General features: G+C 57.7%; 25 protein-coding genes and 3 tRNA genes. 25 read left to right on the top strand and 3 right to left on the bottom strand.

The annotated features are described in order from the left end of the window. The first annotated feature begins 3 nt into the window (after nt 1–3). From carB to V7773_RS13160, 3 genes are read left to right on the top strand one after another with little or no spacing between them, the layout of a single operon-like run. Complete coding sequence (gene carB / locus V7773_RS13170) at nt 4–3,225, top strand: carbamoyl-phosphate synthase large subunit (protein ID WP_336073745.1); 3,222 nt, start codon at nt 4–6, stop codon at nt 3,223–3,225. Between the two features lie 2 nt (nt 3,226–3,227). Beyond that, nucleotides 3,228–3,704: a transcription elongation factor GreA gene (greA, locus tag V7773_RS13165; RefSeq protein WP_030139783.1), complete on the top strand. Its 477-nt coding sequence runs from the start codon at nt 3,228–3,230 to the stop codon at nt 3,702–3,704. A gap of 28 nt (nt 3,705–3,732) precedes the next feature. Continuing rightward, entirely contained in the window at nt 3,733–4,137 is a 405-nt protein-coding gene (locus V7773_RS13160) for a hypothetical protein (RefSeq protein ID WP_063322987.1), read from the top strand. A 10-nt stretch (nt 4,138–4,147) separates the two neighbouring features. Here V7773_RS13160 and V7773_RS13155 read toward each other — a convergent pair whose 3' ends face one another. Then, complete coding sequence (locus V7773_RS13155; protein ID WP_003197704.1) at nt 4,148–4,456, bottom strand: YhbY family RNA-binding protein; 309 nt, start codon at nt 4,454–4,456, stop codon at nt 4,148–4,150. Nucleotides 4,457–4,562: 106 nt separating this feature from the next. Here V7773_RS13155 and rlmE point away from each other — a divergent pair, with 106 nt between their 5' ends. The 19 genes from rlmE (at nt 4,563) to V7773_RS13060 (ending at nt 22,035) form a co-directional block, all read left to right on the top strand. Next, entirely contained in the window at nt 4,563–5,213 is a 651-nt protein-coding gene (gene rlmE / locus V7773_RS13150; protein ID WP_060739222.1) for a 23S rRNA (uridine(2552)-2'-O)-methyltransferase RlmE, read from the top strand. Nucleotides 5,214–5,405: 192 nt separating this feature from the next. Then, nucleotides 5,406–7,316 (top strand): ATP-dependent zinc metalloprotease FtsH, encoded by a 1,911-nt coding sequence (ftsH, locus tag V7773_RS13145; RefSeq protein ID WP_072341069.1) that lies wholly within the window; start codon nt 5,406–5,408, stop codon nt 7,314–7,316. An 8-nt stretch (nt 7,317–7,324) separates the two neighbouring features. Continuing rightward, entirely contained in the window at nt 7,325–8,176 is an 852-nt protein-coding gene (gene folP / locus V7773_RS13140; RefSeq protein ID WP_336073742.1) for a dihydropteroate synthase, read from the top strand. Between the two features lie 16 nt (nt 8,177–8,192). Beyond that, the gene (gene glmM / locus V7773_RS13135; protein WP_014336574.1) at nt 8,193–9,530 is read left to right on the top strand and encodes a phosphoglucosamine mutase; all 1,338 of its coding nucleotides are present in this window, start codon (nt 8,193–8,195) and stop codon (nt 9,528–9,530) included. Nucleotides 9,531–9,596: 66 nt separating this feature from the next. After that, nucleotides 9,597–10,352: a triose-phosphate isomerase gene (gene tpiA / locus V7773_RS13130; protein WP_063322982.1), complete on the top strand. Its 756-nt coding sequence runs from the start codon at nt 9,597–9,599 to the stop codon at nt 10,350–10,352. A 4-nt stretch (nt 10,353–10,356) separates the two neighbouring features. Next, complete coding sequence (gene secG, locus V7773_RS13125; protein WP_003197714.1) at nt 10,357–10,740, top strand: preprotein translocase subunit SecG; 384 nt, start codon at nt 10,357–10,359, stop codon at nt 10,738–10,740. Between the two features lie 21 nt (nt 10,741–10,761). Beyond that, nucleotides 10,762–10,847 (top strand) — tRNA-Leu (locus tag V7773_RS13120). 97 nt (nt 10,848–10,944) lie between these two features. Further along, nucleotides 10,945–11,021: transfer RNA gene (locus tag V7773_RS13115), tRNA-Met, on the top strand. Nucleotides 11,022–11,161: 140 nt separating this feature from the next. Beyond that, the gene (gene rimP, locus V7773_RS13110; protein WP_013692254.1) at nt 11,162–11,620 is read left to right on the top strand and encodes a ribosome maturation factor RimP; all 459 of its coding nucleotides are present in this window, start codon (nt 11,162–11,164) and stop codon (nt 11,618–11,620) included. Nucleotides 11,621–11,679: 59 nt separating this feature from the next. Continuing rightward, nucleotides 11,680–13,161, top strand: a complete 1,482-nt coding sequence (gene nusA / locus V7773_RS13105) for a transcription termination factor NusA (RefSeq protein WP_003177868.1) — start codon at nt 11,680–11,682, stop codon at nt 13,159–13,161. Between the two features lie 27 nt (nt 13,162–13,188). Continuing rightward, nucleotides 13,189–15,708, top strand: a complete 2,520-nt coding sequence (infB, locus tag V7773_RS13100) for a translation initiation factor IF-2 (RefSeq protein WP_063322981.1) — start codon at nt 13,189–13,191, stop codon at nt 15,706–15,708. A gap of 158 nt (nt 15,709–15,866) precedes the next feature. Next, complete coding sequence (gene rbfA / locus V7773_RS13095) at nt 15,867–16,268, top strand: 30S ribosome-binding factor RbfA (RefSeq protein ID WP_003177871.1); 402 nt, start codon at nt 15,867–15,869, stop codon at nt 16,266–16,268. Nucleotides 16,269–16,272: 4 nt separating this feature from the next. Next, entirely contained in the window at nt 16,273–17,190 is a 918-nt protein-coding gene (gene truB / locus V7773_RS13090; protein ID WP_336073736.1) for a tRNA pseudouridine(55) synthase TruB, read from the top strand. A gap of 143 nt (nt 17,191–17,333) precedes the next feature. Next, nucleotides 17,334–17,603: a 30S ribosomal protein S15 gene (rpsO, locus tag V7773_RS13085; RefSeq protein ID WP_011332409.1), complete on the top strand. Its 270-nt coding sequence runs from the start codon at nt 17,334–17,336 to the stop codon at nt 17,601–17,603. 194 nt (nt 17,604–17,797) lie between these two features. Next, the gene (gene pnp, locus V7773_RS13080; protein ID WP_003197725.1) at nt 17,798–19,903 is read left to right on the top strand and encodes a polyribonucleotide nucleotidyltransferase; all 2,106 of its coding nucleotides are present in this window, start codon (nt 17,798–17,800) and stop codon (nt 19,901–19,903) included. 125 nt (nt 19,904–20,028) lie between these two features. Beyond that, nucleotides 20,029–20,104: transfer RNA gene (locus tag V7773_RS13075), tRNA-Thr, on the top strand. Between the two features lie 418 nt (nt 20,105–20,522). Continuing rightward, nucleotides 20,523–21,041: a hypothetical protein gene (locus V7773_RS13070; RefSeq protein ID WP_336073731.1), complete on the top strand. Its 519-nt coding sequence runs from the start codon at nt 20,523–20,525 to the stop codon at nt 21,039–21,041. 300 nt (nt 21,042–21,341) lie between these two features. Further along, nucleotides 21,342–21,656 (top strand): hypothetical protein, encoded by a 315-nt coding sequence (locus V7773_RS13065; RefSeq protein WP_336073730.1) that lies wholly within the window; start codon nt 21,342–21,344, stop codon nt 21,654–21,656. A 163-nt stretch (nt 21,657–21,819) separates the two neighbouring features. Further along, nucleotides 21,820–22,035 (top strand): hypothetical protein, encoded by a 216-nt coding sequence (locus V7773_RS13060; RefSeq protein ID WP_336073729.1) that lies wholly within the window; start codon nt 21,820–21,822, stop codon nt 22,033–22,035. 402 nt (nt 22,036–22,437) lie between these two features. On the opposite strand, the gene V7773_RS13055 is transcribed toward V7773_RS13060, so the two are convergent. Beyond that, nucleotides 22,438–22,686: a hypothetical protein gene (locus V7773_RS13055; RefSeq protein WP_336073728.1), complete on the bottom strand. Its 249-nt coding sequence runs from the start codon at nt 22,684–22,686 to the stop codon at nt 22,438–22,440. Between the two features lie 124 nt (nt 22,687–22,810). On the opposite strand from V7773_RS13055, the gene V7773_RS13050 reads away from it, so the two are divergent. Together V7773_RS13050 and V7773_RS13045 are read left to right on the top strand one after the other, a co-directional pair. Then, nucleotides 22,811–23,401 carry a ComF family protein gene (locus V7773_RS13050; RefSeq protein ID WP_336073726.1) on the top strand — a complete coding sequence of 197 codons (591 nt, stop codon included), beginning with the start codon at nt 22,811–22,813 and terminating at the stop codon, nt 23,399–23,401. A gap of 3 nt (nt 23,402–23,404) precedes the next feature. Further along, on the top strand, nt 23,405–24,268 hold the full coding sequence (locus V7773_RS13045; protein WP_336073725.1) for a helix-turn-helix domain-containing protein: 864 nt from the start codon (nt 23,405–23,407) through the stop codon (nt 24,266–24,268). A gap of 185 nt (nt 24,269–24,453) precedes the next feature. Here the strand turns inward: V7773_RS13045 and V7773_RS13040 are convergent, their stop codons facing one another. Next, a complete protein-coding gene (locus V7773_RS13040) occupies nt 24,454–25,002 on the bottom strand; it encodes a hypothetical protein (protein WP_336073723.1) in 549 nt (182 codons plus the stop codon). 305 nt (nt 25,003–25,307) lie between these two features. On the opposite strand from V7773_RS13040, the gene V7773_RS13035 reads away from it, so the two are divergent. Next, nucleotides 25,308–25,613 carry a DUF6388 family protein gene (locus V7773_RS13035; protein WP_072341097.1) on the top strand — a complete coding sequence of 102 codons (306 nt, stop codon included), beginning with the start codon at nt 25,308–25,310 and terminating at the stop codon, nt 25,611–25,613. The last annotated feature ends 33 nt before the right edge of the window (nt 25,614–25,646 follow it).

Genomic DNA, 25,646 nt, shown 5'->3' with positions numbered 1-25,646 from the left:
CCCATGCCAAAACGTACAGACATAAAAAGCATCCTGATTCTCGGCGCTGGCCCGATCGTGATCGGCCAGGCCTGCGAATTCGACTACTCCGGCGCCCAGGCCTGTAAAGCCCTGCGCGAAGAGGGTTACCGCGTCATCCTGGTGAACTCCAACCCGGCCACCATCATGACCGACCCGGCCATGGCCGACGCCACCTACATCGAGCCGATCAAGTGGCAGACCGTCGCCAAGATCATCGAGAAGGAGCGCCCGGACGCGCTGCTGCCGACCATGGGTGGCCAGACCGCGCTGAACTGCGCCCTGGACCTGGAGCGCGAAGGCGTCCTGGAGAAGTTCGGTGTGGAAATGATCGGCGCCAACGCCGACACCATCGACAAGGCCGAAGACCGTTCGCGCTTCGACAAGGCGATGAAATCCATCGGCCTGGACTGCCCACGCTCGGGCATCGCCCACAGCATGGAAGAGGCCAACGCCGTCCTGGAGCGCCTTGGCTTCCCGTGCATCATCCGTCCGTCCTTCACCATGGGCGGCACCGGTGGCGGCATCGCTTACAACCGTGAAGAGTTCGAAGAAATCTGCGCCCGTGGTCTCGACTTGTCGCCGACCAAGGAACTGCTGATCGACGAATCCCTGATCGGTTGGAAAGAATATGAAATGGAAGTTGTCCGCGACAAAAAGGACAACTGCATCATCGTCTGCTCCATCGAAAACTTCGACCCGATGGGCGTGCACACCGGTGACTCGATCACCGTCGCACCAGCCCAGACCCTGACCGACAAGGAATACCAGATCCTGCGTAACGCCTCCCTGGCGGTGCTGCGCGAGATCGGCGTGGAAACCGGCGGCTCCAATGTCCAGTTCGGCATCTGCCCGAACACCGGTCGCATGGTGGTCATCGAGATGAACCCGCGGGTATCCCGTTCGTCGGCCCTGGCTTCCAAGGCCACCGGTTTCCCGATTGCCAAGGTCGCTGCCAAGCTGGCCGTGGGCTACACCCTGGACGAGCTGTCGAACGACATCACCGGCGGCAAGACCCCGGCATCCTTCGAACCGTCCATCGACTACGTCGTCACCAAGCTGCCACGCTTCGCCTTCGAGAAGTTCGCCAAGGCCGATGCCCGCCTGACGACTCAAATGAAGTCGGTCGGTGAAGTCATGGCCATTGGCCGGACTTTCCAGGAGTCCTTGCAGAAAGCCCTTCGCGGCCTGGAAGTGGGCGTCTGCGGTCTTGATCCGAAGCTGGACCTGGCCGACCCGGAAAGCATGAGCGTGCTCAAGCGCGAGCTGACCGTGCCGGGCGCCGAGCGTATCTGGTACGTGGCCGATGCCTTCCGTGCCGGCATGACCGTCGAGCAGATCTTCGGCATGAACATGATCGACCCTTGGTTCCTGGTACAGATCGAAGATCTGATCAAGGAAGAAGAGAAGGTCAAGACCCTGGGCATGTCCAGCATCGACCGCGACACCATGTTCCGCCTCAAGCGCAAAGGCTTCTCCGACATGCGCCTGGCCAAGCTGCTGGGTGTGACCGAGAAGAGCTTGCGCGCACATCGCCACAAGCTGGAAGTGTTCCCGGTCTACAAGCGCGTCGACACCTGCGCGGCCGAGTTCGCCACTGACACCGCCTACCTGTACTCCACGTACGAAGAAGAGTGCGAAGCCGCGCCATCGACCCGCGACAAGATCATGATCCTGGGTGGCGGTCCTAACCGGATCGGCCAGGGCATCGAGTTCGACTACTGCTGCGTACACGCGGCATTGGCCCTGCGCGACGACGGTTACGAGACCATCATGGTCAACTGCAACCCGGAAACCGTGTCCACCGACTACGACACCTCCGATCGCCTGTACTTCGAGCCAGTGACCCTGGAAGACGTGCTGGAAATCGTCCGCGTCGAGAAGCCAAAAGGCGTGATCGTCCAGTACGGCGGCCAGACCCCGTTGAAACTGGCCCGTGCCCTGGAAGCCGCCGGCGTGCCGATCATCGGTACCAGCCCGGATGCGATCGACCGCGCCGAAGACCGTGAGCGCTTCCAGCAGATGGTCGAGCGCCTGAACCTGCGCCAGCCGCCAAACGCCACCGTGCGCAGCGAAGACGAAGCGATTCGTGCCGCGGCCAAGATCGGTTACCCGCTGGTGGTGCGTCCGTCCTATGTGCTGGGCGGCCGTGCGATGGAAATCGTCTATCAAGAAGACGAGCTCAAGCGCTACCTGCGTGAAGCGGTCCAGGTGTCCAACGACAGCCCGGTGCTGCTGGACCACTTCCTCAACTGCGCCATCGAAATGGACGTGGACGCGGTCAGCGACGGCAAGGATGTGGTAATTGGCGCGATCATGCAGCACATCGAGCAGGCCGGTGTTCACTCCGGTGACTCCGCTTGCTCGCTGCCGCCTTACTCGCTGCCGGCGCACATCCAGGACGAGATGCGCGAGCAGGTCAAGAAAATGGCCCTGGAGCTGGGCGTCGTCGGCCTGATGAACGTGCAATTGGCCCTGCAGGGCGAAGACATCTACGTCATCGAAGTCAACCCTCGCGCTTCTCGGACCGTGCCATTCGTCTCCAAGTGCATCGGTGTTTCCCTGGCGATGATCGCTGCACGGGTCATGGCCGGTAAAACCTTGAAAGAACTCGGTTTCACCAAGGAAATCATTCCGAACTTCTACAGCGTGAAAGAGGCGGTGTTCCCGTTCGCCAAGTTCCCTGGCGTCGACCCGATCCTCGGCCCTGAGATGAAGTCCACCGGTGAAGTGATGGGCGTGGGCGATACCTTCGGTGAAGCCTTCGCCAAGGCCCAGATGGGTGCCAGCGAAGTGTTGCCGACTGGCGGCACGGCGTTCATCAGCGTGCGTGATGACGACAAGCCACTGGTTGCAGGCGTAGCCCGTGATCTGATCAACTTGGGCTTCGAAGTGGTCGCCACTGCCGGTACTGCCAGGCTGATCGAAGCGGCAGGCCTGAAAGTGCGCCGCGTGAACAAGGTGACCGAGGGGCGTCCGCACGTGGTCGACATGATCAAGAATGACGAAGTCACGCTGATCATCAACACCACCGAAGGTCGCCAGTCGATCGCCGATTCCTACTCCATTCGTCGCAATGCGCTGCAGCACAAGATCTACTGCACCACGACCATTGCTGCGGGCGAAGCGATCTGCGAAGCGCTCAAGTTCGGTCCCGAGAAGACCGTGCGTCGCTTGCAGGATCTACATGCAGGATTGAAGGCATGAGCATAACCAAGTACCCGATGACAGTTCAGGGCGCGAAGGCCCTGGAAGAAGAACACGCTTTCCTGACCAAGGTCGAGCGCCCGCGCTTGAGCCAGGCTATTGGTGAAGCGCGTGAGCTGGGCGATCTCAAGGAAAACGCCGAATACCACGCTGCTCGAGAGGAGCAGGGGATGGTCGAGGCGCGTGTCCGTGACATCGAAGGTCGCATGCAGAATGCGGTGATCATCGATGTCACGACGATCCCGCACACCGGTAAGGTGATCTTTGGCACTACCGTGGAAATCGCCAACGTCGAGACCGATGAAAGCGTCACCTACCAGATCGTTGGTGAGGACGAGGCAGACATCAAGCTCGGCAAGATTTCCGTTGGTTCGCCCATTGCTCGCGCCTTGATTGCCAAGGAAGAGGGCGATGTGGTGGCGGTGAAGACACCGGGTGGTGTCATCGAGTATGAGATTGTCGAAGTCCGTCACATCTGAACGAAGGCGCCCGCTGCGAGCGGGCGCCATGATCTGGCAGCTCACCCAGATGTTGTGGGTGGGCGGCGTCTGGTTGTTGCATGTCGGTTTGCTACCGGTGCTGGGTCGAGTCGGCCTGGCACCGCTGCTCATCGATGAAATCGCAGGCATGCTGACGGCGCTGCTGGTGGGTTTCTCAGCGGCGTGCGTAATATTTCAGGCTTTGGTGCTGGTTCAGGCCGAGGGCCTTGCCAGTCTATGGCGCGACATTCGTGGGCAATTGTTGCTCATGTCGTTGTACGCGTGCGGGATGTTCTTCGCGGTGCGTCTCGGCTGGCCGGATGCGAGCCAGTGGCAGGCATTCAGTTACCTGGTGCTGGGTTTTTCCGGGTTGGTGCTGGTGTTGCAGCCGGTTCCCGGGTGGAGTGGCAGGGTGTGCGAGGCACACCCTTGACCCTTTGGCATCACTTGAAGCGGTGAACGTTCGACAGTTGCTTGTTGACGCTGAAATTCTTGCGATAAATCAGCGCCATCTTGCCGATGACCTGCACCAGGTCGGCCTTGCCGGTCTTGCACAGTTCGGCAACGGCAGCCAGGCGGGCTTCGCGGTCGAGGATGTTGAGCTTGATCTTGATCAGCTCGTGATCGCTCAAGGCGCGCTCCAGTTCGGCGAGTACACCTTCAGTCAAACCGTTGTCAGCCACAGTCAAAACCGGTTTCAGATGGTGGCCAATGGATTTGTATTGTTTCTTCTGCTCTTGAGTGAGCGGCATAATCTGACCCCTGCGTCTGATCTTGTAAAAAGCGGCGGCCAGTTTACCCGAGCAAGTCCGGGACCGCCCACTTAATCACGACCCGTTTTATTTTTAGAGGTGGCCCGTGGCCCGTTCCAAGACTAGCCAGAACTGGCTCAGAGAGCATTTCAACGATCCGTACGTCAAAATGGCGCAAAAAGACGGCTATCGCTCTCGCGCCAGCTATAAATTGCTCGAGATCCAGGAAAAGGATCGCCTGATCCGTCCAGGCATGACCGTGATCGATCTCGGCGCGGCACCGGGCGGTTGGTCCCAGGTGACCAGTCGTCTGATTGGCGGTCAGGGCCGCTTGATCGCTTCCGATATCCTGGAAATGGACAGCATCCCTGATGTGACCTTTATCCAGGGCGATTTCACGGAAGACGCCGTGTTGGCGAAAATCCTGGAAGCCGTCGGAAATACGCAGGTCGACCTTGTGATTTCCGATATGGCCCCCAATATGAGTGGATTGGCGGCTGTCGACATGCCTCGTGCAATGTTCCTCAGCGAGCTGGCGCTGGATCTTGCCGGGCGGGTTTTGCGTCCAGGTGGTGATTTTTTGATCAAGGTCTTCCAGGGTGAAGGCTTCGACGAATACCACAAGGGCATCCGCAAATTGTTCGACAAGGTGCAGATGCGCAAGCCATTGTCATCCCGTGACCGTTCTCGCGAACAGTATCTGCTGGCGCGGGGCTTTCGTGGTGTTGAAGGTGCGGCCAGTGATGAGCGTCTTTGATAGAAGGCGATAGTTTTTTTTGTCTCGCGTTGAAAAAGCCGTGTAACGAAAATTACCCGGTCAAAGTTTCACAAAGGGTTACAGACGGCGCCTGCCAGAGTCGTAGGTAATGTAGTAAGTTAGGCCGGTGAATATCATGCGAAGCGCGCGCCAGTAGCGGAGCTTGCTTCAGAGGGTAGTTAATTGAACGATATGGCAAAGAATCTGATCCTGTGGTTGATCATCGCCGCTGTCCTGGTGACCGTGATGAACAACTTCTCCAGCCCTAACGAGCCGCAGACCCTCAACTATTCCGACTTCATCCAGCAGGTCAAGGATGGCAAGGTCGAGCGCGTAGCCGTTGATGGCTATGTGATTACCGGTAAGCGCACCGATGGCGACAGCTTCAAGACCATTCGTCCGGCAATCCAGGACAATGGCCTGATCGGCGACCTGGTGGACAACCATGTCGTGGTCGAAGGCAAGCAGCCTGAGCAGCAAAGCATCTGGACCCAGCTCCTGGTCGCCAGCTTCCCGATCCTGGTGATCATCGCCGTGTTCATGTTCTTCATGCGGCAGATGCAGGGCGGCGGAGGAGGCAAGGGCGGGCCGATGAGCTTTGGCAAGAGCAAGGCCCGGCTGCTTTCCGAAGACCAGGTGAAAACCACCCTGGCCGACGTCGCGGGTTGCGACGAAGCCAAGGAAGAAGTCGGCGAGCTGGTCGAGTTCCTGCGTGATCCGGGCAAGTTCCAACGCCTGGGCGGTCGTATCCCGCGCGGCGTACTGATGGTGGGTCCACCGGGTACGGGTAAAACCTTGCTGGCCAAGGCGATCGCCGGTGAAGCCAAGGTGCCGTTCTTCACGATTTCCGGTTCCGACTTCGTCGAAATGTTCGTCGGCGTGGGCGCCAGTCGTGTTCGCGACATGTTCGAACAGGCCAAGAAACACGCGCCGTGCATCATCTTCATCGACGAGATCGACGCCGTTGGTCGCCATCGTGGCGCCGGCATGGGGGGCGGTCACGATGAGCGTGAACAGACCCTCAACCAGTTGCTGGTCGAGATGGACGGTTTCGAAATGAACGACGGCATCATCGTGATTGCCGCCACCAACCGTCCTGACGTGCTCGACCCTGCGCTGTTGCGTCCAGGTCGCTTCGACCGCCAGGTCGTGGTGGGGCTGCCGGACATTCGTGGCCGCGAGCAGATCCTCAAGGTCCATATGCGCAAGGTGCCAATGGGTGACGACGTCGCTCCTGCCGTCATCGCGCGTGGTACACCGGGCTTTTCCGGTGCCGACCTGGCGAACCTGGTCAACGAAGCGTCGCTGTTCGCCGCTCGTACCGGCAAGCGCGTCGTGGAAATGAAGGAATTCGAACTGGCCAAGGACAAGATCATGATGGGCGCTGAGCGCAAATCCATGGTCATGTCGGAGAAAGAAAAGCAGAACACCGCGTATCACGAGGCGGGTCACGCGATCGTCGGTCGTGTCGTGCCCGAGCACGATCCGGTCTACAAGGTCTCGATCATTCCTCGCGGTCGCGCCCTGGGCGTGACCATGTTCCTGCCGGAAGAGGATCGCTACAGCCTGTCCAAGCGTGCATTGATCAGTCAGATCTGTTCGTTGTACGGCGGTCGTATCGCCGAAGAGATGACGTTGGGCTTCGATGGCGTGACCACCGGGGCATCCAACGACATCATGCGCGCGAGTCAGATCGCTCGGAACATGGTCACCAAGTGGGGCCTGTCCGAGAAGCTGGGGCCGCTGATGTATGCCGAAGAAGAAGGGGAAGTGTTCCTCGGTCGTGGTGGCAGTGGCCAGCATGCTAGCTTCTCTGGCGAAACGGCCAAGCTGATCGATTCCGAAGTGCGCAGCATCATCGACCAGTGCTACGGCACAGCCCGGCAGATTCTCACGGACAACCGTGACAAGCTCGATGCCATGGCCGATGCGCTGATGAAGTACGAAACCATCGATGCCGAGCAGATCGACGACATCATGGCGGGTCGCGTACCTCGCGAACCTCGTGACTGGTCGGGTGGTACTGGCACCTCCGGTACACCTCCGGCAGTACAGGGTGAGCGTCCGGAAACACCGATTGGCGGTCCGGCCGCTGATGTCTAAGGCTTGAAATGACTTCTGTTCAGTCCTCGACCCGGTTGCCTTGCGGCAACCGGGTTCTTGATTTGGCCCATGCGCATGTCATGGGTATTCTCAATGTCACGCCTGATTCCTTTTCCGATGGTGGTCGATTCAACCAGCTCGATGCTGCGCTGCGACATGCCGAGGCCATGGTGGCCGAGGGCGCAACGCTGATCGATGTGGGTGGTGAATCGACCCGGCCGGGCGCCCGTGCGGTCTCGCCTACTGAAGAGCTGGAGCGAGTGGCGCCGATTGTCGAGCGCATCCATCGCGAACTTGATGTCATTATCTCGGTCGATACGTCCACGCCTGCGGTCATGCGTGAGACTGCGCGGCTGGGGGCGGGTTTGATCAACGATGTTCGGTCCTTGCGGCGCGATGGTGCCCTGGACGCGGCGGCGGCCACCGGATTGCCGGTGTGCCTGATGCATATGCTCGGCGAGCCGGGGACCATGCAGAATGACCCGCACTATGATGATGTGACCAGGGAGGTAGGTGAGTTCCTGGTGGAGCGTCTGGATCAGTGCGCCGCCGCGGGCATTCCCGCCGAGCGGATCATTCTTGACCCCGGGTTCGGCTTTGCCAAGACCCTGGCTCACAACCTGAGCTTGTTCAAGCATATGGAAGCCTTGCATGCCCTGGGGCGGCCCCTGTTGGTTGGGGTCTCGCGAAAGAGCATGATAGGCAATGCCTTGGGCCGCCCGGTGGGTGAGCGCCTATATGGCGGTCTCGCCCTTGCGGCCTTGGCCCTTGCCAAAGGTGCACGCATATTGCGCGTGCACGATGTAGCCGAAACGATGGATGTCGTGCGGATGATCGCAGCTGTGGATTCAGCCGAATAAGAATGACGGAGCACTTATGAGCAAGAAATACTTTGGCACCGACGGTATTCGTGGTCGGGTCGGCGAATACCCTATTACCCCTGATTTCATGCTCAAGCTCGGCTGGGCGGCCGGCATGGCGTTTCGCAAAATGGGCGCGTGCAAGGTGCTGGTCGGCAAGGACACGCGAATTTCCGGCTACATGTTCGAATCGGCACTCGAGGCCGGCCTGACATCGGCGGGTGCCGATGTGATGCTGCTGGGCCCGATGCCGACGCCAGCCATTGCCTACCTGACGCGTACGTTCCAGGCCCAGGCAGGCATCGTGATCAGTGCCTCGCATAACCCTCATGATGACAACGGCATCAAGTTCTTCTCCGGCCAGGGTACCAAGCTGCCGGATGATATCGAGCTGATGATCGAAGAGCTGCTGGACACGCCGATGACTGTGGTTGAGTCGAGCAAAATCGGCAAAGTGTCGCGGATCAACGATGCGTCGGGTCGCTACATCGAGTTCTGCAAAGGCAGTGTGCCGACCGGTACGAGCTTTTCCGGCCTGAAAATTGTTGTCGATTGTGCTCACGGCGCCACCTATAAAGTCGCGCCGAGCGTCTTTCGCGAGTTGGGTGCCGACGTGGTGGTGCTTTCCGCTCAGCCCAATGGCCTGAACATCAACCACAACTGTGGTTCCACCCATACCGAGGCGTTGCAGGCCGCAGTGCTGGCCGAGCAGGCCGATCTCGGGATCGCCTTCGATGGCGACGGCGATAGGGTCCTGATGGTCGATCACACCGGCACGGTTGTCGATGGTGACGAGCTGCTGTTCATCATCGCCCGTGACCTGCATGGACGCGGCAAGCTGCAGGGCGGCGTGGTCGGTACGTTGATGAGCAACCTCGGGCTTGAACTGGCCCTGGCGGACCTGGATATCCCGTTCGTGCGGGCTAACGTGGGTGACCGCTACGTGATCTCGGAGCTGCTGGAGCGTAACTGGGTGATCGGGGGTGAGAACTCCGGCCACATCGTATGCTTCGACCATACCACCACGGGCGATGCGATCATTGCAGCCTTGCAGGTGCTGATGGCGCTCAAGGCGCGTAACGAAGGGCTCGCACAGTCGCGCCAGGCATTGCGCAAATGCCCGCAAGTGTTGATCAACGTGCGTTTCGGTGGCGGTGTGAATCCTCTCGAGCATGCGAAGGTCAAGCAGGCCAGTGAGCATGTGACGCAGGCAATGGCGGGGCGTGGGCGCGTGTTGTTGCGCAAGTCCGGCACAGAGCCTTTGGTGCGCGTCATGGTCGAAGGAGAGGATGAAGCACAAGTTCGCGGTTATGCCGAAGAGCTGGCAAAACTGGTTACTGAAGTTTCTGCCTGAATTCGGCTTGCCAGTCATGAATCGGTTGGGTAACATCTGCGCCCACTTTGACCGACGAGGTACAGCATGCGTCGCCCTATGGTAGCTGGTAACTGGAAGATGCACGGTACCCGCGCCAGCGTCGCTGAGCTGATCAAGGGCCTTCGTCATCTGGCCTTGCCTAGCGGTGTTGATGTCGCGGTGTTCCCGCCTTGCTTGTATATCAATCAGGTGGTTGATGGCTTGAAAGGTAAGTCGATTTCGGTCGGCGCGCAGAACTCTGCGGTGGAATCCATGCAGGGTGCGTTGACCGGTGAGATTGCGCCGAGTCAGTTGGTGGATGCGGGTTGTTCCCTGGTCCTGATTGGACATTCCGAGCGTCGCCAGATCATGGGCGAGCAGGATAAGGCTCTGATTCGCAAGTTTTCTGCGGCCCAGGCCTGTGGTCTGATCCCGGTGCTGTGTGTAGGGGAAACCCGAGAGCAGCGCGAGGCTGGAAAGACTCTTGAAGTTGTCGGGCGTCAGCTGGGTGGCATCATCGAAGAGCTGGGTGTCGATGCTTTTGCAAAGGCAGTCATTGCCTACGAGCCGGTTTGGGCCATTGGTACCGGGCTGACGGCTTCGCCGCAACAGGCGCAGGATGTGCACGCCGCCATCCGCGCGCAGTTGGCGGCAGAGAATTCTGAAGTGGCACGAGGTGTGCGGCTTCTATACGGCGGCAGCGTGAAGGCGGCCAATGCGGCCGAACTGTTCGGCATGCCGGATATCGATGGGGGGCTCATTGGTGGAGCGTCCCTGAATGCAGATGAGTTCGGTGCGATCTGTCGCGCCGCGGGAAACTGAAAAAATGCTGGAAACAGTCGTAGTCGTTTTTCATCTGCTGGGTGCACTGGGCGTAGTTGCCCTCGTATTGCTGCAGCAGGGTAAAGGTGCGGATGCTGGTGCGTCTTTCGGTGCAGGTGCTTCAAATACTGTGTTCGGAAGCCAAGGTTCCTCTACCTTTCTTAGTAAGTTTACTGCTATACTTGCCGCCGGTTTCTTCATGACCAGCTTAGGGTTAGGTTACTTTGCTAAAGAGAAAGCTCATGAGCTGACTCAAGTAGGTTTGCCAAACCCAGCGGTACTGGAAGCGCCTAAGCAACAACCGGCTTCTGATGATGTCCCGGTGCTTCAAGAGCAAAAGTCGGCCAACCCGGCGACTGACGTACCTCCAGCTCAAGAGCAGAAGTAAGAAGGTTTCAAACGCTGTATTGCCGAGGTGGTGGAATTGGTAGACACGCAACCTTGAGGTGGTTGTGCCCATAGGGTGTAGGGGTTCGAGTCCCCTTCTCGGTACCAATTATCAGGAGAGCCCGCGATTGCGGGCTTTCTTGTAGGTGGAAGGGTTACATTGACCCTGTAAGGGATCGGTCGTATACTTCCGCCCCAGCTTTGTCGCGGGATGGAGCAGTCTGGTAGCTCGTCGGGCTCATAACCCGAAGGTCGTCGGTTCAAATCCGGCTCCCGCAACCAGTTTCAGGGGCCCCTTCCAAGGGGCTTTTTGTTAGCTGGACACTTTATAACGCCGCTGTTCGACGGCGTTTCAGGGATGGGCGATTCGCCCATTTTTTTTTATTTGCACAGCATGCACAAACATGCACGAGGGGGTTCAGGTGTCGAGCAAGCTAGAACAGTTGCAGGCCTTGTTGGCCCCGGTGGTCGTGGCCCTTGGCTATGAATGCTGGGGTATTGAGTTCTCGGCTCAAGGTCGCCACTCACTGTTGCGCGTTTATATCGATAAGGAAGGCGGCGTGTTGGTGGATGATTGCGCCATCGTCAGCCGTCAGATCAGCGGTGTACTGGATGTTGAAGATCCAATCACCTCCGAATACACCCTTGAAGTTTCCTCGCCTGGCATGGAGCGCCCCCTGTTCACACTTGAACAGTTCGCTTCGTTTGCCGGTGAACAAGTGAAGATCAAGCTGCGCTCGCCTTTCGAAGGTCGACGCAACTTCCAAGGCCTTCTGCGCGGTGTAGAAGAGCAGGATGTCGTGGTGCAGGTAGATGACCATGAGTTCCTGTTGCCGATCGATATGATCGACAAGGCCAACATTATTCCCAGTTTTGACTGATACGTGCCAGATACTGCGGATCCCGCGGATCCAATGGCTTGCGAAAGGCGAGGCGTACGATGAGCAAAGAAGTACTGCTGGTTGTTGAGTCGGTATCCAATGAAAAGGGCGTACCGGCTAACGTTATTTTTGAAGCGCTGGAGCTGGCTCTGGCCACTGCTACCAAGAAGCGGTTTGAAGACGAAGTTGATTTGCGTGTGGAAATCAATCGCCACACCGGTGCCTACGAGACTTTCCGTCGCTGGACGGTGGTCGAGGAAGCCGACCTGGATGATCCGGCTATCGAAACCTGGCCGAGCAAGGTTGCAGAAACGCATCCGGGCGCCAAGGTCGGTGATGTCGTCGAAGAAAAAATCGAATCCATTGAGTTCGGTCGCATCGCTGCACAGACTGCCAAGCAGGTCATCGTGCAGAAAGTTCGCGAAGCCGAGCGTGCACAAGTGGTCGACGCTTATCGCGAGCGCCTGGGGGAAATCATCTCCGGCACCGTGAAAAAAGTGACCCGCGACAACGTGATCGTCGACCTGGGCAACAACGCCGAAGCGTTGCTGGCTCGCGAAGACATCATCTCTCGCGAAACTTTCCGGGTTGGCGTGCGTTTGCGTGCGCTGCTCAAGGAAATCCGCACCGAGAACCGCGGCCCACAGTTGATCCTGTCGCGTACCGCGCCGGAAATGCTGATCGAGTTGTTCCGCATCGAAGTGCCGGAAATTGCCGAAGGCCTGATCGAAGTGATGGCCGCCTCCCGTGATCCGGGTTCGCGTGCCAAGATCGCGGTCCGCTCCAAGGACAAGCGCATCGACCCGCAAGGTGCCTGCATCGGCATGCGTGGTTCGCGTGTCCAGGCCGTATCCGGCGAGTTGGGCGGCGAGCGTGTGGACATCGTCCTGTGGGACGACAACCCTGCTCAGTTCGTGATCAATGCCATGTCGCCTGCTGAAGTGGCGGCAATTATCGTCGACGAAGATGCCCACGCCATGGACATCGCCGTTGGCGCAGACAATCTGGCTCAGGCCATCGGTCGCGGTGGTCAGAACGTACGTCTGGCCAGCCAGTTGACTGGCTGGACCCTGAACGTGATGACCGAATCGGACATCCAGGCTAAACAGCAAGCTGAAACCGGCGACATCCTGCGCAACTTCATCGAAGAGCTTGAAGTCGATGAAGAGCTGGCGCAGGTGCTGGTGGATGAGGGCTTTACCAGCCTGGAAGAGATTGCCTACGTACCGGTGGAGGAAATGCTCAACATCGACGGCTTTGACGAGGAGATCGTCAACGAGCTTCGCGCTCGGGCCAAGGATCGTTTGTTGACCAAAGCCATCGCTACTGAGGAAAAGCTGGCAGACGCCCATCCGGCCGAAGACCTGCTCTCGCTTGAGGGCATGGACAAGGATTTGGCGATGGAACTGGCGGTGCGCGGCGTAATTACCCGCGAAGACCTGGCCGAGCAGTCTATTGACGATCTGCTCGACATCGACGGCATTGACGATGATCGTGCCGGCAAGTTGATCATGGCCGCCCGAGCCCACTGGTTCGAGTAATTAGGCGCGGCCTGAGGAGAGAAGTGCATGACGCAAGTCACGGTGAAACAACTGGCCGATGAGGTCAAAACACCGGTAGAGCGCCTGTTGCAGCAGATGCGTGAGGCAGGTCTGCCGCACACCGCCGCCGAGGAACATGTGACCGACAGTGAGAAGCAGTCCCTGCTGACTCACCTGAAGAGCAGTCACAAGGCGAAAGTGGAAGAACCGCGCAAGATCACTCTGCAGCGTAAAACCACCAGCACCCTGCGTGTTGCCGGTAGCAAAAGCATCAGCGTTGAAGTACGCAAGAAGAAAGTCTTCGTACAGCGCAGCCCGGAAGAAATCGAAGCCGAGCGCAAACGCGAACAGGAAGAACGTCGCGCAGTAGAAAATGCTGCTCGTCAGAAGGCTGAAGAAGAAGCCAAGCGTCGCGCCGAAGAAGAAGCGCGTCGCCAGCCTGCTGCTGCGCAAGCTGCTCCGGTAGAAGCCGTCGAGGCTGTTGCCCCGGTAGCCGAGCCTGTGCGCGAAGCCGCTCCAGTAGTGGCTGCGGCTCCGGCTCCAGCCGACACTCGCAAGCGCGACGAACAGCGTCGTCCCGACAAGCCACGTGCCGACGACAACCGTCGTGGCAGCGGCGATGGCGAGCGCAAGAACGCGCCTCATCGTGCTTCGGTCAAGGAAAAGGCACCAGCGCCACGCGTTGCGCCACGTACCACCGACGAAGAAAGCGACGGTTTCCGTCGTGGCGGTCGCGGCAAGGCCAAGCTGAAGAAACGCAACGCCCACGGTTTCCAGAGCCCTACCGGCCCTGTCGTGCGTGAAGTGAAGATCGGCGAGACCATCACTGTGGGCGATCTGGCCCAGCAGATGTCGGTCAAGGCTGCTGAAATCATCAAGTTCATGTTCAAGCTGGGTACGCCAGCCACCATCAACCAGGTACTGGACCAGGAAACTGCCCAACTGGTTGCTGAAGAGCTGGGCCACAAAGTGACCCTGGTCAGCGACACCGCCCTGGAAGATTCCCTGGCCGAGTCCCTGAAGTTTGAAGGTGAGGCGGTTTCCCGTGCACCGGTCGTGACCGTCATGGGTCACGTTGACCACGGTAAAACGTCCCTGCTCGACTATATTCGTCGTGCGAAGGTTGCGGCAGGTGAGGCTGGCGGTATTACCCAGCACATCGGCGCCTACCACGTTGAAACCGACCGCGGCATGGTGACGTTCCTCGACACCCCGGGTCACGCCGCGTTTACCGCGATGCGTGCCCGTGGTGCCAAGGCGACCGACATCGTGATCCTGGTGGTTGCAGCGGACGACGGCGTGATGCCGCAAACCATCGAAGCCGTTCAGCATGCCCAGGCAGCTGGCGTGCCGCTGGTGGTTGCAGTGAACAAGATCGACAAGCCGGGCGCCGATCTCGATCGCATCCGCAGCGAACTGTCGGTCCACGGCGTGACCTCCGAAGAGTGGGGTGGCGACACTCCATTCGTTCCGGTCTCGGCGAAGATGGGTACCGGCGTTGACGAACTGCTCGAAGCCGTTCTGTTGCAAGCCGAAGTCCTGGAACTGACCGCTACGCCTTCGGCTCCTGGCCGTGGTGTGGTTGTTGAATCGCGCCTCGACAAGGGCCGTGGTCCGGTTGCGACCGTCCTGGTTCAAGACGGTACCCTGCGCCAAGGCGACATGGTGCTGGTCGGTTCGAACTACGGCCGTGTACGTGCCATGCTCGACGAGAACGGCAAGTCCATCAAGGAAGCCGGCCCGGCTATCCCGGTCGAGATCCTCGGCCTGGACGGCACCCCGGATGCTGGCGACGAGATGAGCGTTGTGGCTGACGAGAAGAAAGCCCGTGAAGTGGCTCTGTTCCGTCAAGGCAAGTTCCGCGAAGTCAAACTGGCTCGTGCTCACGCTGGCAAGCTGGAAAACATCTTCGAGAACATGGGTCAGGAAGAGAAGAAGACGCTCAACATCGTCCTCAAATCCGACGTCCGTGGTTCGCTCGAAGCGTTGAACGGTGCCTTGAACGGCCTGGGTAACGACGAAGTGCAAGTGCGTGTGGTCGGTGGCGGTGTCGGTGGTATCACCGAATCCGACGCCAACCTGGCACTGGCCTCCAACGCTGTACTGTTCGGCTTCAACGTGCGTGCCGATGCCGGCGCTCGCAAGATCGTCGAGCAGGAAGGCCTGGATATGCGTTACTACAACGTGATCTACGACATCATCGAAGACGTCAAGAAAGCGTTGACCGGTATGCTGGGCAGCGACGTGCGGGAGAACATCCTGGGTGTTGCCGAAGTTCGCGACGTGTTCCGTTCGCCGAAGTTTGGTGCCATCGCCGGTTGCATGGTGATCGAGGGTGTCGTTCACCGTAACCGTCCGATCCGTGTACTGCGTGAAGACATCGTGATCTTCGAAGGCGAGCTGGAATCCTTGCGCCGCTTCAAGGATGACGCTTCCGAAGTACGTGCCGGCATGGAGTGCGGTATTGGCGTCAAGAGCTACAACGACGTCAAGGTCGGCGACAAGATCGAAGTCTTCGAGAAGGTCCAGGTTGCTCGCAGCCTCTGACTCGCGCACTTCAAGAGCCGCACCGGGCAGCCGCATGAACATGCACTGCCTGGTGGCGGACTCTAAATGCAACGCCCGGTCTGGCTTTTGCCAGGCCGGGCGTTTGCCGCTTTCAGACCTCGCGGGTTTCACCGTGGGGCAGTAACAGGTAACAAGACATGGCAAAAGAATACAGCCGTACCCAACGAATCGGCGATCAGATGCAGCGCGAGCTGGCCCAACTGATCCGTCGCGAAGTCAAAGACCCGCGCGTCGGCCTGGTCACCATTACCGCAGTGGAAGTCAGCCGTGACGTTGGTCATGCGAAGATTTTCATCACCGTGATGGGCCAGGACAGCGCCGAAGAAATCGCCCAGAGCATCAAGGTGCTCAACTCGGCCGCCGGCTTCCTGCGTATGCAGCTGGCCCGGGAGATGAAACTGCGCAGCGTCCCACAGTTGCACTTCCACTACGACGAAAGCGTCGTGCGGGGAGCGCATCTGTCGGCGTTGATCGAACGCGCCGTGGCTGAAGACAGTCAGCACCCGGTTGCGGCTGAACCTGAAGACACCAAGGAGTAATTCGGTGGCTCAGGTCAAACGTATCCGTCGTAACGTCAGCGGCATCATCCTGCTCGACAAACCGTTGGGGTTCACGTCCAACGCGGCGTTGCAGAAGGTTCGCTGGCTGCTCAATGCTGAAAAGGCCGGGCACACCGGTAGCCTCGATCCGCTGGCCACCGGCGTGCTGCCGCTGTGCTTTGGCGAGGCGACCAAGTTTTCCCAGTACCTGCTCGATTCCGACAAGGGTTATGAAACCCTGGCGCAACTGGGCAAGACAACCACCACGGCGGATGCCGAAGGTGAGGTTTTGCTTGAGCGCCCGGTGACCGTTGGTCAGGCCGATATCGAAGCGATGTTGCCGAAATTTCGCGGGCAAATCAGTCAGATACCGCCGATGTACTCGGCTCTGAAGCGTGATGGCCAACCGCTGTATAAACTGGCTCGTGCAGGCGAAGTAGTGGAGCGTGAACCGCGTTCTGTTACTATTGCGCGCTTGGAATTGCTGGCCTTTGACGGTAATACTGTGCGGCTGGCCGTGGATTGCAGCAAGGGCACCTATATCCGGACCCTGGTGGAGGATATTGGTGAACAGCTCGGCTGTGGTGCGTACGTGGCAGAATTGCGACGGACCCAGGCCGGGCCTTTCACGTTGGCCCAGACGGTCACGCTGGAAGAGCTTGAAGCGGTCCATGCCGAAGGCGGCAACGAAGCGGTCGACCGTTTCCTGATGCCATCGGACAGCGGGTTGCTGGATTGGCCGCTGTTGCAGTTCTCGGAACACAGCGCGTTCTACTGGCTCAATGGCCAGCCGGTACGTGCCCCGGATGCGCCGAAGTTCGGCATGGTCCGGGTACAGGATCATAATGGTCGCTTCATCGGTATAGGTGAAGTGAGCGAAGACGGGCGCATTGCGCCGCGTCGACTGATTCGGTCGGAATGACCGGAACCAGCCTGCGTAACAGCAGGTTGGCGAGTGTGGCTGTTAACAGGCACGGTCACTACTCATTTATAGATACAGGGATTTGTCCCTGGCCTGTTGAAGCTGTTTCCTCGGAACAGTTTCCTGACTAAAAGGATTGCCTCATGGCTCTCGACGTTCAAGAAAAAGCTCAAATCGTAGCTGACTACCAGCAAGCTGTTGGTGACACTGGTTCGCCAGAAGTGCAAGTTGCACTGCTGACCGCCAACATCAACAAACTGCAAGGTCACTTCAAGGCCAACGGTAAGGATCACCACTCCCGTCGTGGTCTGATCCGCATGGTAAACCAGCGTCGTAAGCTGCTGGACTACCTGAAAGGCAAGGACGTGAGCCGTTACAGCGCTCTGATCGCTCGCCTGGGTCTGCGTCGCTAATCAGCGATTGCGCTAGAGGTTGGTGGTCTGTCGTACGTCAGTGGGTTTCCCGCTGGCGCATGGCAGGCTCCCAGCCTCAAGTTTTATCTGGATACACGCTTTACCCTGGACAAACGTCGGGCCGATTCCCGTCATTGCCCAAGAATTTCGCAAGAAGACAAGTTCCCCAAGAGCCACAAAGAAGGTAGGACACCGTGAACCCGGTAATCAAAAAATTCCAGTTCGGTCAGTCGACCGTTACCCTCGAGACTGGCCGTATCGCCCGTCAGGCCTCCGGCGCAGTGCTGGTCACCGTTGACGACGACGTCAGCGTATTGGTGACCGTTGTCGGTGCCAAGCAAGCCGATCCAGGCAAGGGCTTCTTCCCTCTGTCTGTTCACTACCAGGAAAAGACTTACGCTGCCGGTAAGATCCCTGGCGGTTTCTTCAAGCGCGAAGGCCGTCCTTCCGAGAAAGAAACCCTGACTTCCCGACTGATCGACCGTCCGATCCGTCCGCTGTTCCCAGAAGGCTTCATGAACGAAGTGCAGGTCGTCTGCACCGTCGTGTCCACCAGCAAGAAAACCGATCCGGACATCGCTGCGATGATCGGTACCTCGGCTGCCCTGGCCATCTCCGGCATTCCTTTCGATGGCCCGATCGGCGCTGCCCGCGTTGCGTTCCACGAAAGCACCGGCTACCTGCTGAACCCGACCTACGAGCAACTGAAAGCCTCGAGCCTGGACATGGTCGTGGCCGGTACTTCCGAAGCCGTGCTGATGGTTGAATCCGAAGCCAAGGAACTGACCGAAGACCAGATGCTGGGCGCCGTACTGTTCGCCCACGACGAGTTCCAGGTGGTGATCAACGCCGTCAAGGAACTGGCCGCCGAAGCCGCCAAGCCAACCTGGACCTGGGCTCCGCAAGCCGAAGCCACCGAGTTGCTGGGCGCGATCCGTGCCGAGTTCGGCGAAGCGATCTCCCAAGCCTACACCATCACCGTCAAGGCCGACCGTTATGCACGCCTGGGCGAGCTGAAAGACCAGGTCGTTGCCAAGCTGTCCGGCGAAGAAGGCCAGCCATCGGCCAGCGACGTCAAAGCCGCTTTCGGTGAAATCGAATACCGCACCGTTCGCGAAAACATCGTCAACGGCAAGCCGCGTATCGACGGTCGCGACACCCGCACCGTACGTCCGCTGAACATCGAAGTCGGCGTTCTGCCAAAGACCCACGGTTCGGCACTGTTCACCCGTGGCGAAACCCAGGCGCTGGTCGTTGCAACACTGGGCACCGCCCGTGACGCGCAACTGCTGGACACCCTGGAAGGCGAAAAGAAAGACCCGTTCATGCTGCACTACAACTTCCCTCCGTTCTCGGTGGGTGAGTGTGGTCGCATGGGTGGCGCCGGTCGTCGCGAAATCGGTCACGGCCGTCTGGCCCGTCGTTCGGTCCAGGCCATGCTGCCTGCCGCTGACGTGTTCCCGTACACCATTCGCGTGGTATCGGAAATCACCGAGTCCAACGGTTCGAGCTCGATGGCTTCGGTCTGCGGCGCTTCCCTGGCCCTGATGGACGCCGGTGTGCCGATGAAGGCACCGGTTGCCGGTATCGCCATGGGGCTGGTCAAAGAGGGCGAGAAATTCGCCGTCCTGACCGACATCCTGGGTGACGAAGACCACCTGGGCGACATGGACTTCAAAGTGGCCGGTACTGCCAAGGGCGTCACCGCACTGCAGATGGACATCAAGATCAAGGGCATCACCGAAGAGATCATGGAAATCGCCCTGGGCCAGGCCCTGGAAGCGCGCCTGAACATCCTCGGTCAGATGAACCAGATCATCGGTCAGTCCCGTACCGAGCTGTCGGAAAATGCTCCGACCATGATCGCGATGAAAATCGACACCGACAAAATCCGTGATGTCATCGGTAAAGGCGGCGCGACCATCCGTGCGATCTGTGAAGAAACCAAGGCTTCGATCGACATCGAAGACGACGGTTCGATCAAGATCTTCGGCGAAACCAAGGAAGCGGCAGAAGCAGCACGCCAGCGCGTCCTGGGCATCACCGCAGAAGCCGAGATCGGCAAGATCTACGTCGGCAAGGTTGAACGCATCGTCGACTTCGGCGCGTTCGTCAACATCCTACCGGGCAAGGACGGCCTGGTTCACATCTCCATGCTGAGCGATGCTCGCGTCGAGAAAGTGACCGACATCCTCAAGGAAGGCCAGGAAGTGGAAGTGCTGGTACTGGACGTGGACAACCGCGGCCGTATCAAGCTGTCCATCAAGGACGTCGCAGCAGCCAAGGCATCGGGCGTTTAATCACCCCCTCGCTTAGCCGCTGAACAGCAAAACGCCCCGACTGGTTCGGGGCGTTTTGCTGTGCGGTGAAAATCCCTGTGTCGCGGGTTGCCTGGCCACAGGGGACGATGCTAGGTTTAGCCACCGCCCGTGTAGCTCAGTCGGTAGAGCAGCGCACTCGTAACGCGAAGGTCGCAGGTTCGATTCCTGTCTCGGGCACCATTGACCAGTTTCATGCAGTGCCTGGCAGTGTCATGAACTCCCATTAAGCCCGCCTCGCGCGGGCTTTCTCTTTCACGCGGTGCCATCCGGTTTTACCCAAGCGCTTGGGGTTGGGCCGAATGGATGGAGCGTCGAGACACGAACGGCGAGGGTAAACCATGATGTGCGTCGGTCTTCAGGAGCTCGTTGTGCTCTCCGCAATGTTTCCCTCCGGGTCCTGAAACAGGCGACTACACGTCGGGTCATCGTGGCCTCGGAGGGCTCCGTGGTCCGTCTGTACTGGATGCCGGCGCTTTTATGTCTGGACGAATTCCGTGCCCACCTATTTGTGCAGCAACTCAATGCTGCAGGCGCAGCCTATGGCTTGGACAGGGGGTAATGGGGGATAATGGCGTATTGTCATCATGGAGTGTGCTGCGTGAAGAAATGGAAACTGACGTTACTGGCAATGGCATGTGCGTCCCTAGCCGGATGCTGGCAGGGTGATTACGCGTTCGAGGGAAAGTATTTCGCCACTGAAGGTGAAGAATGCACGACGCCCTTCAGCGCCATAGATCGGGAGCAGTACTTTCTCGAGATAACCAAGCAGGTACACAACGGCACTGCCCTTTATTCGGCCAAGTTTCCAATCGCTTCGCGGGCAGGAGCCCCGATTGTCGCCGCTCAAAGCGTCTCTGCCACGGACGATGATGCGCTCACCTTCAACTTCACCAAGCCAGAGGTGTCGGGGACGTTTTCAGGAAGCCCGGCAGTGGATATCGTCATCACTGTTATTCCCAACAAGAGCAAGGCAGGTCATCTTTGGCTTAAAAAGGCAGAGCTCACAAGCGTTCGGAATGGAAAGGTCAGCGAAGCTGATCTTCTTGCGAATCTTAAAAGAGCTACCACTATCGGAGAGACAGGCGCCTGCTTGAAAAAAGGTAGCGATACCCACTGACGATGGGCTCAGTGCGCCGAATGTTCCTTCAGGTTGAGTATTCGGTGGGTGTTCACCCAGCAGCAGGGTGCGTAGATCATTACGGTTTACCTTCGAGTCTTCCCGCATTGCCACCACTAGGTTTATCAGCCGATTTTGCCTCTGTTCGCTCGACGTGACGGCGTCCGACTTAAGGCCTCAAGGACTTTGTCTGACCCGTGGATCTGCCGAACAGGTGCACCACAAGCCCAGCCGTCAAACCGCTGGGCCGAGGCCGTAGGAGAGGCGCAACTGTGTGCCTCCAATACAAAGGATGGAATCATGGCGAAATACAAAGTTGAGCATTTTTCGAGCACGATTAAGGACAACGGTCGTGGCTACGACAACCTGTTTTTCCTCTGCAAGCTGATCAACTCATCTGGCAATCCAGCTACCCGCGAATATCGTATAGCTCCTGATGAGAGGTTTCCGGATCTGAGCGAGTTGGACCGACTCATCACAAGTGGATTCAGTAAAGCGAAGGAAGCCGGAACGGCTGTTGTCATCAGTGAGTACAAAGAGCGCATGTACCTATTCCTGACGATGCCTGGTGTAAACGATGGGCAGCAAATTCAAGTTACCGGCGAGCGCGTTTAAGGCATCGTCCGAATAGTAACCCGCACGCCTTGCTAAATGCGGGGCGTGTCCAGAGCCAACTCGGTGGGGCGGTTGCCGATAGCCAGAAACACAATGGTTATCAAGAATGGCAACCGCTCCGTAGAGCGCAAACTCGGACAGCAAACAAATACGGAGATTAATAATGCTTTGGAAAAAAAACGTACCTCATGCCAGTCATTACAAATATGTGGCGGTAGTAGAGGTTGAGGAGATAGAAAATAACAATATGCTGTATGGTCAAAGAGAGTTCCGTCTAAAACTGGCTGATGGCACGATCGTAAATCACACCTTTGAGGCAGACGCCTATCGCCAATGGTGGTCCTCTTTTTTGAAAGGCGGCCAAGTCGTTAATCCCTAGGAAAAGACGACCGGGTTACACGGTAATCCGGTTTTTGATTTTTTATCGTATGCAGGTTTTCCACGCTTAAATCCGAATAGCCTCTAAATGATCAGCGGGTTTAACTGCCGCTCAAGGCGCTCAGCCAGTGCTGCGATTTCTGCTCGATAGCAAGCCAAGCTGTGTTGAGCGGCCATGTCGAAAGGCATTGTCCCGGCGGCCCATTCCCGAAGCCCCTTAGGCTCCGTGCCCGTTTGGTTTTGGAACTCACTGAACCAGATGCCTTGCCGATAGACATCAGAGTCAAGGCAATTCTTACACCTGACGCGCCTTACTTCCGATGTGCCAACTAGATCGTGGTTATTCCGACCGCAAGCGATCTTGCCACCTTCATATGTGTAGTGCGTGACCATGGTGGACCTTTCAGCTTGGCTTGCTGGCTTTGAGATGCACGTTCAGTGCATTGCGCATGTACTGGATAGGGGCTGGCATAGGTTGGCTCTTGCCGGGTTTGGTTTGGCGTTCATGCTTGGAGTATTCCCGCTTTACTTTCTCCCAATCCTTTGGGTATTGAGCCTGAAAAGCGGCTAGAAATTGCTCAAAGCTGAACTCTGAATCCAGCAATTCCACCGTTGCTTGGATCTTTTCAGCTTTCTTAGAAATTACGCTCATGGTACTCCCTGTCGGAGCTGTGGACCGATCCAAGGCTTGCTTGTGTTTACATACAAAATCTTGTATAGGTTTTTTGTGCCCCGGTTGGGTAAGCGCTTGTCCCCTATAGAAGAGGAAACTAGGCATGGAAGTCCGAGTTAAGCAAATCGAAGGCGGTTGGGATTTAGGTTATGCGCTCCACAAGCATACCCTTTCGAGCGTCCATGTAGGCGTGGATGAATGGGGTCATGACCGATTTCAGACCACCCGATCCGAGCCCGGTGAAGCTTTGTTCCAGCTCAAATATCGAAATGACTGGAGCCAGGTTGAGCCGTTGGCCGCACAGATCCATCAATCATTGCTGCCCATGTTTGGAGAGATCGGGCTGATCATCCCCATGCCTGCCTCGACAGTACGACCGAGGCAACCCGTGAACGAACTGGCGTATGCGCTCGGTAGGCTGTCGGGTAAGCCCATCTTTGACCAGATGGTCACGAAAGCATCTGCTCCTGCTGGTAGCCCGTCGCTCAAGGATCTTCACACGAGGGCAGAAAAGGATGCCGCCCTAGCAGGCCGAATCTCTATCAACGACGTGATCAGGGGCGATGGGCAGTGGAACGCACTTCTGTTTGACGATCTGTTTGACACTGGCGCGACGATGGATGCCGTTTGCCGGGCACTGCGTGCCTATAGAAAGATCAATCGAATTTATGCCGCTACGATCACTTGGAAGTAGACCATGACAACCGTTTTCATCGCTGGCTCGATCTCGATCAGTCACTTGCATGAGAAAGTGCAGGAGCGGATCAGCAAAATCGTGTCTTCTGACCTCAACGTTGTTGTTGGGGATGCCGATGGTGCTGATACGTCTATTCAAGAATGTCTGCGCTCATACCGCGCAAGCAAGGTGACGGTTTACTGTACGGGAGAGGCGCCGCGCAACAACGTTGCTAACTGGCCTGTCCATCACGTCCAGTCAAAAGCCAGAGCCAAGTCGCGGGCTTTCTTCACGGCTAAAGATGTCGAGATGGCCAAAAATAGTGATTTTGGCCTGATGGTATGGGACTGCAAAAGTACCGGAACACTCAGCAACGTCATCGAGCTACTGAAAGAGAAAAAGAAGTCGGTTGTCTTTGTTAACAAGCATAAGGACTTCGTAACGGTTGGCGATCAATCCGGACTCAACCAGCTGTTGCACTTCATGTCTGAGCATGCTCGCGCAAAAGCTGAGGAAAAAATTGGCCTGTCCGCAAAAGTCGCAGAATTGAACCAGGAGAGCCTTTTTCTCGAGGCGCGCTCTATTGAGCCGGTTATGAAGGAGGCTGAGGACACCGCTGCGGGCAACCCAGCTACGGACGAGATTTTGACTCCCTCCGAAAATGAAAGTATGAAGCTGCGCCTCGTGCTGATGTCAGCGCTTTCGGACTACATCGTGCGGGTCAATTTGAGTCAGTCTCAGGCTGCCAAGGTGCTTGGAGTGACACAACCACGTATCTCCGATCTCACTCGTGGCAAGGCTGAAGTGTTCGGCTTAGACACGTTAGTAAATATGGCCTATACGGCTGGACTACGCGTTGATTTGCAGGTCAGCGAGCGCAGTTAAGGATGGCGGCAGTGGTGTGCCGGTGGCTTCTGGTAGCTCACGGTTGAGCTACCAGATTCGCTTTATGGATGAGGTATGAGTGTCCTTTTGAGTGCCTTTATTAAAATATGAACCCCTATTTTCCCTGATCTATAAGTCTTAGCGCGTCCGAATTCGATTCCTGTCTCGGGCACCATCTCCCCTCGTTATTTCACCTTCCTGCTCAGTTCCTCGACCGTGCGTTTGAGCTGGTCCATCTCTCTATCCTGATCGCTGAGTTCCCGTTTCAGGGACGAAATCTCGCTGTTGCTTGAACTCGAACTGGAGCCGCTATTGCGCTTGAGTTCTTCCACTTGCTTGCCAAGGTCGTTCAGGTCGCGTTCCTGTTCCTTGATGGTGCGCTTGAGCTCGTCAATCTCCTTGCTGCTGGACGAGGAGCTGGACCCGCTGTTGCGCTTGAGTTCTTCGATCTGACCAGCCTGTTCGCTGAGGGTGCGCTTCTGGTTTTCCAGTTCGTCGGTGTTGTTCTTCACGCTTTTCGGCAGGCTTTCCAGGACGCTGGCGCTGACATCGGTCTTGACGAGCTTGTACTTATCGGATTGGTCGTAGTGAAGGGCGGGAATATAGTCGTGGTAAGACGGCCCATCGGAGGAGACCTCAACCGCCGCTTGAGCAACGTCAGTCAAGGTCAGGCTGCCAAGCAGCAAAGTCGCGGTGGCAAGTTGGGTCGACGAGCGTTTCGAAAAGCTGCGCATCACTGGGGTTCCTTGTGAGGTGTTGGTATGGCACATGGCTATGACTGGTTATTTTGACAGATGTTCCAAAGCCCGCAGCGCTTCTTCTACCCAGGTTTTTTTTGTGAGATAGATGTAAAGAACCGTGTAAATCGTCGGCAAAACGTCCTATATTCGTTGCCTGCATGCGCATCGCCCAGCAGTTTTCAGATGATCCCCGAATGGTTCTGAAGGCCAGATAAACCGGGCTTCACACGGTTTTTTGCGTCAGAGAGATCCTTGATGATCCAGATCCATCTTCCATTCCCCAGATCAGCGAGAACGCCATGACCGTTAAAGCATTGACCCAAGAAGCCAGGCACGAAGAAGCGCTGAAAAAATACGTACTGGACGCGCCCCAGCTGCTGGAAGAGATCAAGGACCTGTCCGCCGACGATCAGAAAGACCAGATCCAATGGGCATTCGAGGACGAGGCCGAAGCCCAGGGGCTGCAACCCTGGGAGTTGACGCTCAAGTACACCAGCACGCCTGAGGAATTCGAGGCGCAGCGCCTTGCGTTGCACAAGGAAGCGGCCGAGGTGTTGGGTGTGGAGTGGGATGAGTACTGCGAGATGAACAATCTGGTGGTCTGAAAAAAACGCCAGCCTTCAAGGCTGGCGTTTTTG

This window comes from Pseudomonas sp. 3JA, from assembly GCF_036961705.1.
GTDB lineage: Bacteria > Pseudomonadota > Gammaproteobacteria > Pseudomonadales > Pseudomonadaceae > Aquipseudomonas > Aquipseudomonas fluorescens_Q.
Note: the sequence above shows the minus strand (reverse complement) of the source record. Positions and strands in the feature narration are given on the sequence as shown.

Excerpts from the sequence above, each read along its gene's own strand:
- carB (WP_336073745.1), top strand. The coding sequence starts at position 4 with ATGCCAAAACGTACAGACATAAAAAGCATCCTGATTCTCGGCGCTGGC.
- V7773_RS13160 (WP_063322987.1), top strand. The coding sequence starts at position 3,733 with ATGATCTGGCAGCTCACCCAGATGTTGTGGGTGGGCGGCGTCTGGTTG.
- V7773_RS13155 (WP_003197704.1), bottom strand. The coding sequence starts at position 4,456 with ATGCCGCTCACTCAAGAGCAGAAGAAACAATACAAATCCATTGGCCAC.
- ftsH (WP_072341069.1), top strand. The coding sequence starts at position 5,406 with ATGGCAAAGAATCTGATCCTGTGGTTGATCATCGCCGCTGTCCTGGTG.
- folP (WP_336073742.1), top strand. The coding sequence starts at position 7,325 with ATGACTTCTGTTCAGTCCTCGACCCGGTTGCCTTGCGGCAACCGGGTT.
- glmM (WP_014336574.1), top strand. The coding sequence starts at position 8,193 with ATGAGCAAGAAATACTTTGGCACCGACGGTATTCGTGGTCGGGTCGGC.
- tpiA (WP_063322982.1), top strand. The coding sequence starts at position 9,597 with ATGCGTCGCCCTATGGTAGCTGGTAACTGGAAGATGCACGGTACCCGC.
- secG (WP_003197714.1), top strand. The coding sequence starts at position 10,357 with ATGCTGGAAACAGTCGTAGTCGTTTTTCATCTGCTGGGTGCACTGGGC.
- nusA (WP_003177868.1), top strand. The coding sequence starts at position 11,680 with ATGAGCAAAGAAGTACTGCTGGTTGTTGAGTCGGTATCCAATGAAAAG.
- infB (WP_063322981.1), top strand. The coding sequence starts at position 13,189 with ATGACGCAAGTCACGGTGAAACAACTGGCCGATGAGGTCAAAACACCG.
- rbfA (WP_003177871.1), top strand. The coding sequence starts at position 15,867 with ATGGCAAAAGAATACAGCCGTACCCAACGAATCGGCGATCAGATGCAG.
- rpsO (WP_011332409.1), top strand. The coding sequence starts at position 17,334 with ATGGCTCTCGACGTTCAAGAAAAAGCTCAAATCGTAGCTGACTACCAG.
- V7773_RS13065 (WP_336073730.1), top strand. The coding sequence starts at position 21,342 with ATGGCGAAATACAAAGTTGAGCATTTTTCGAGCACGATTAAGGACAAC.
- V7773_RS13060 (WP_336073729.1), top strand. The coding sequence starts at position 21,820 with ATGCTTTGGAAAAAAAACGTACCTCATGCCAGTCATTACAAATATGTG.
- V7773_RS13055 (WP_336073728.1), bottom strand. The coding sequence starts at position 22,686 with ATGAGCGTAATTTCTAAGAAAGCTGAAAAGATCCAAGCAACGGTGGAA.
- V7773_RS13050 (WP_336073726.1), top strand. The coding sequence starts at position 22,811 with ATGGAAGTCCGAGTTAAGCAAATCGAAGGCGGTTGGGATTTAGGTTAT.
- V7773_RS13045 (WP_336073725.1), top strand. The coding sequence starts at position 23,405 with ATGACAACCGTTTTCATCGCTGGCTCGATCTCGATCAGTCACTTGCAT.
- V7773_RS13040 (WP_336073723.1), bottom strand. The coding sequence starts at position 25,002 with ATGCGCAGCTTTTCGAAACGCTCGTCGACCCAACTTGCCACCGCGACT.
- V7773_RS13035 (WP_072341097.1), top strand. The coding sequence starts at position 25,308 with ATGACCGTTAAAGCATTGACCCAAGAAGCCAGGCACGAAGAAGCGCTG.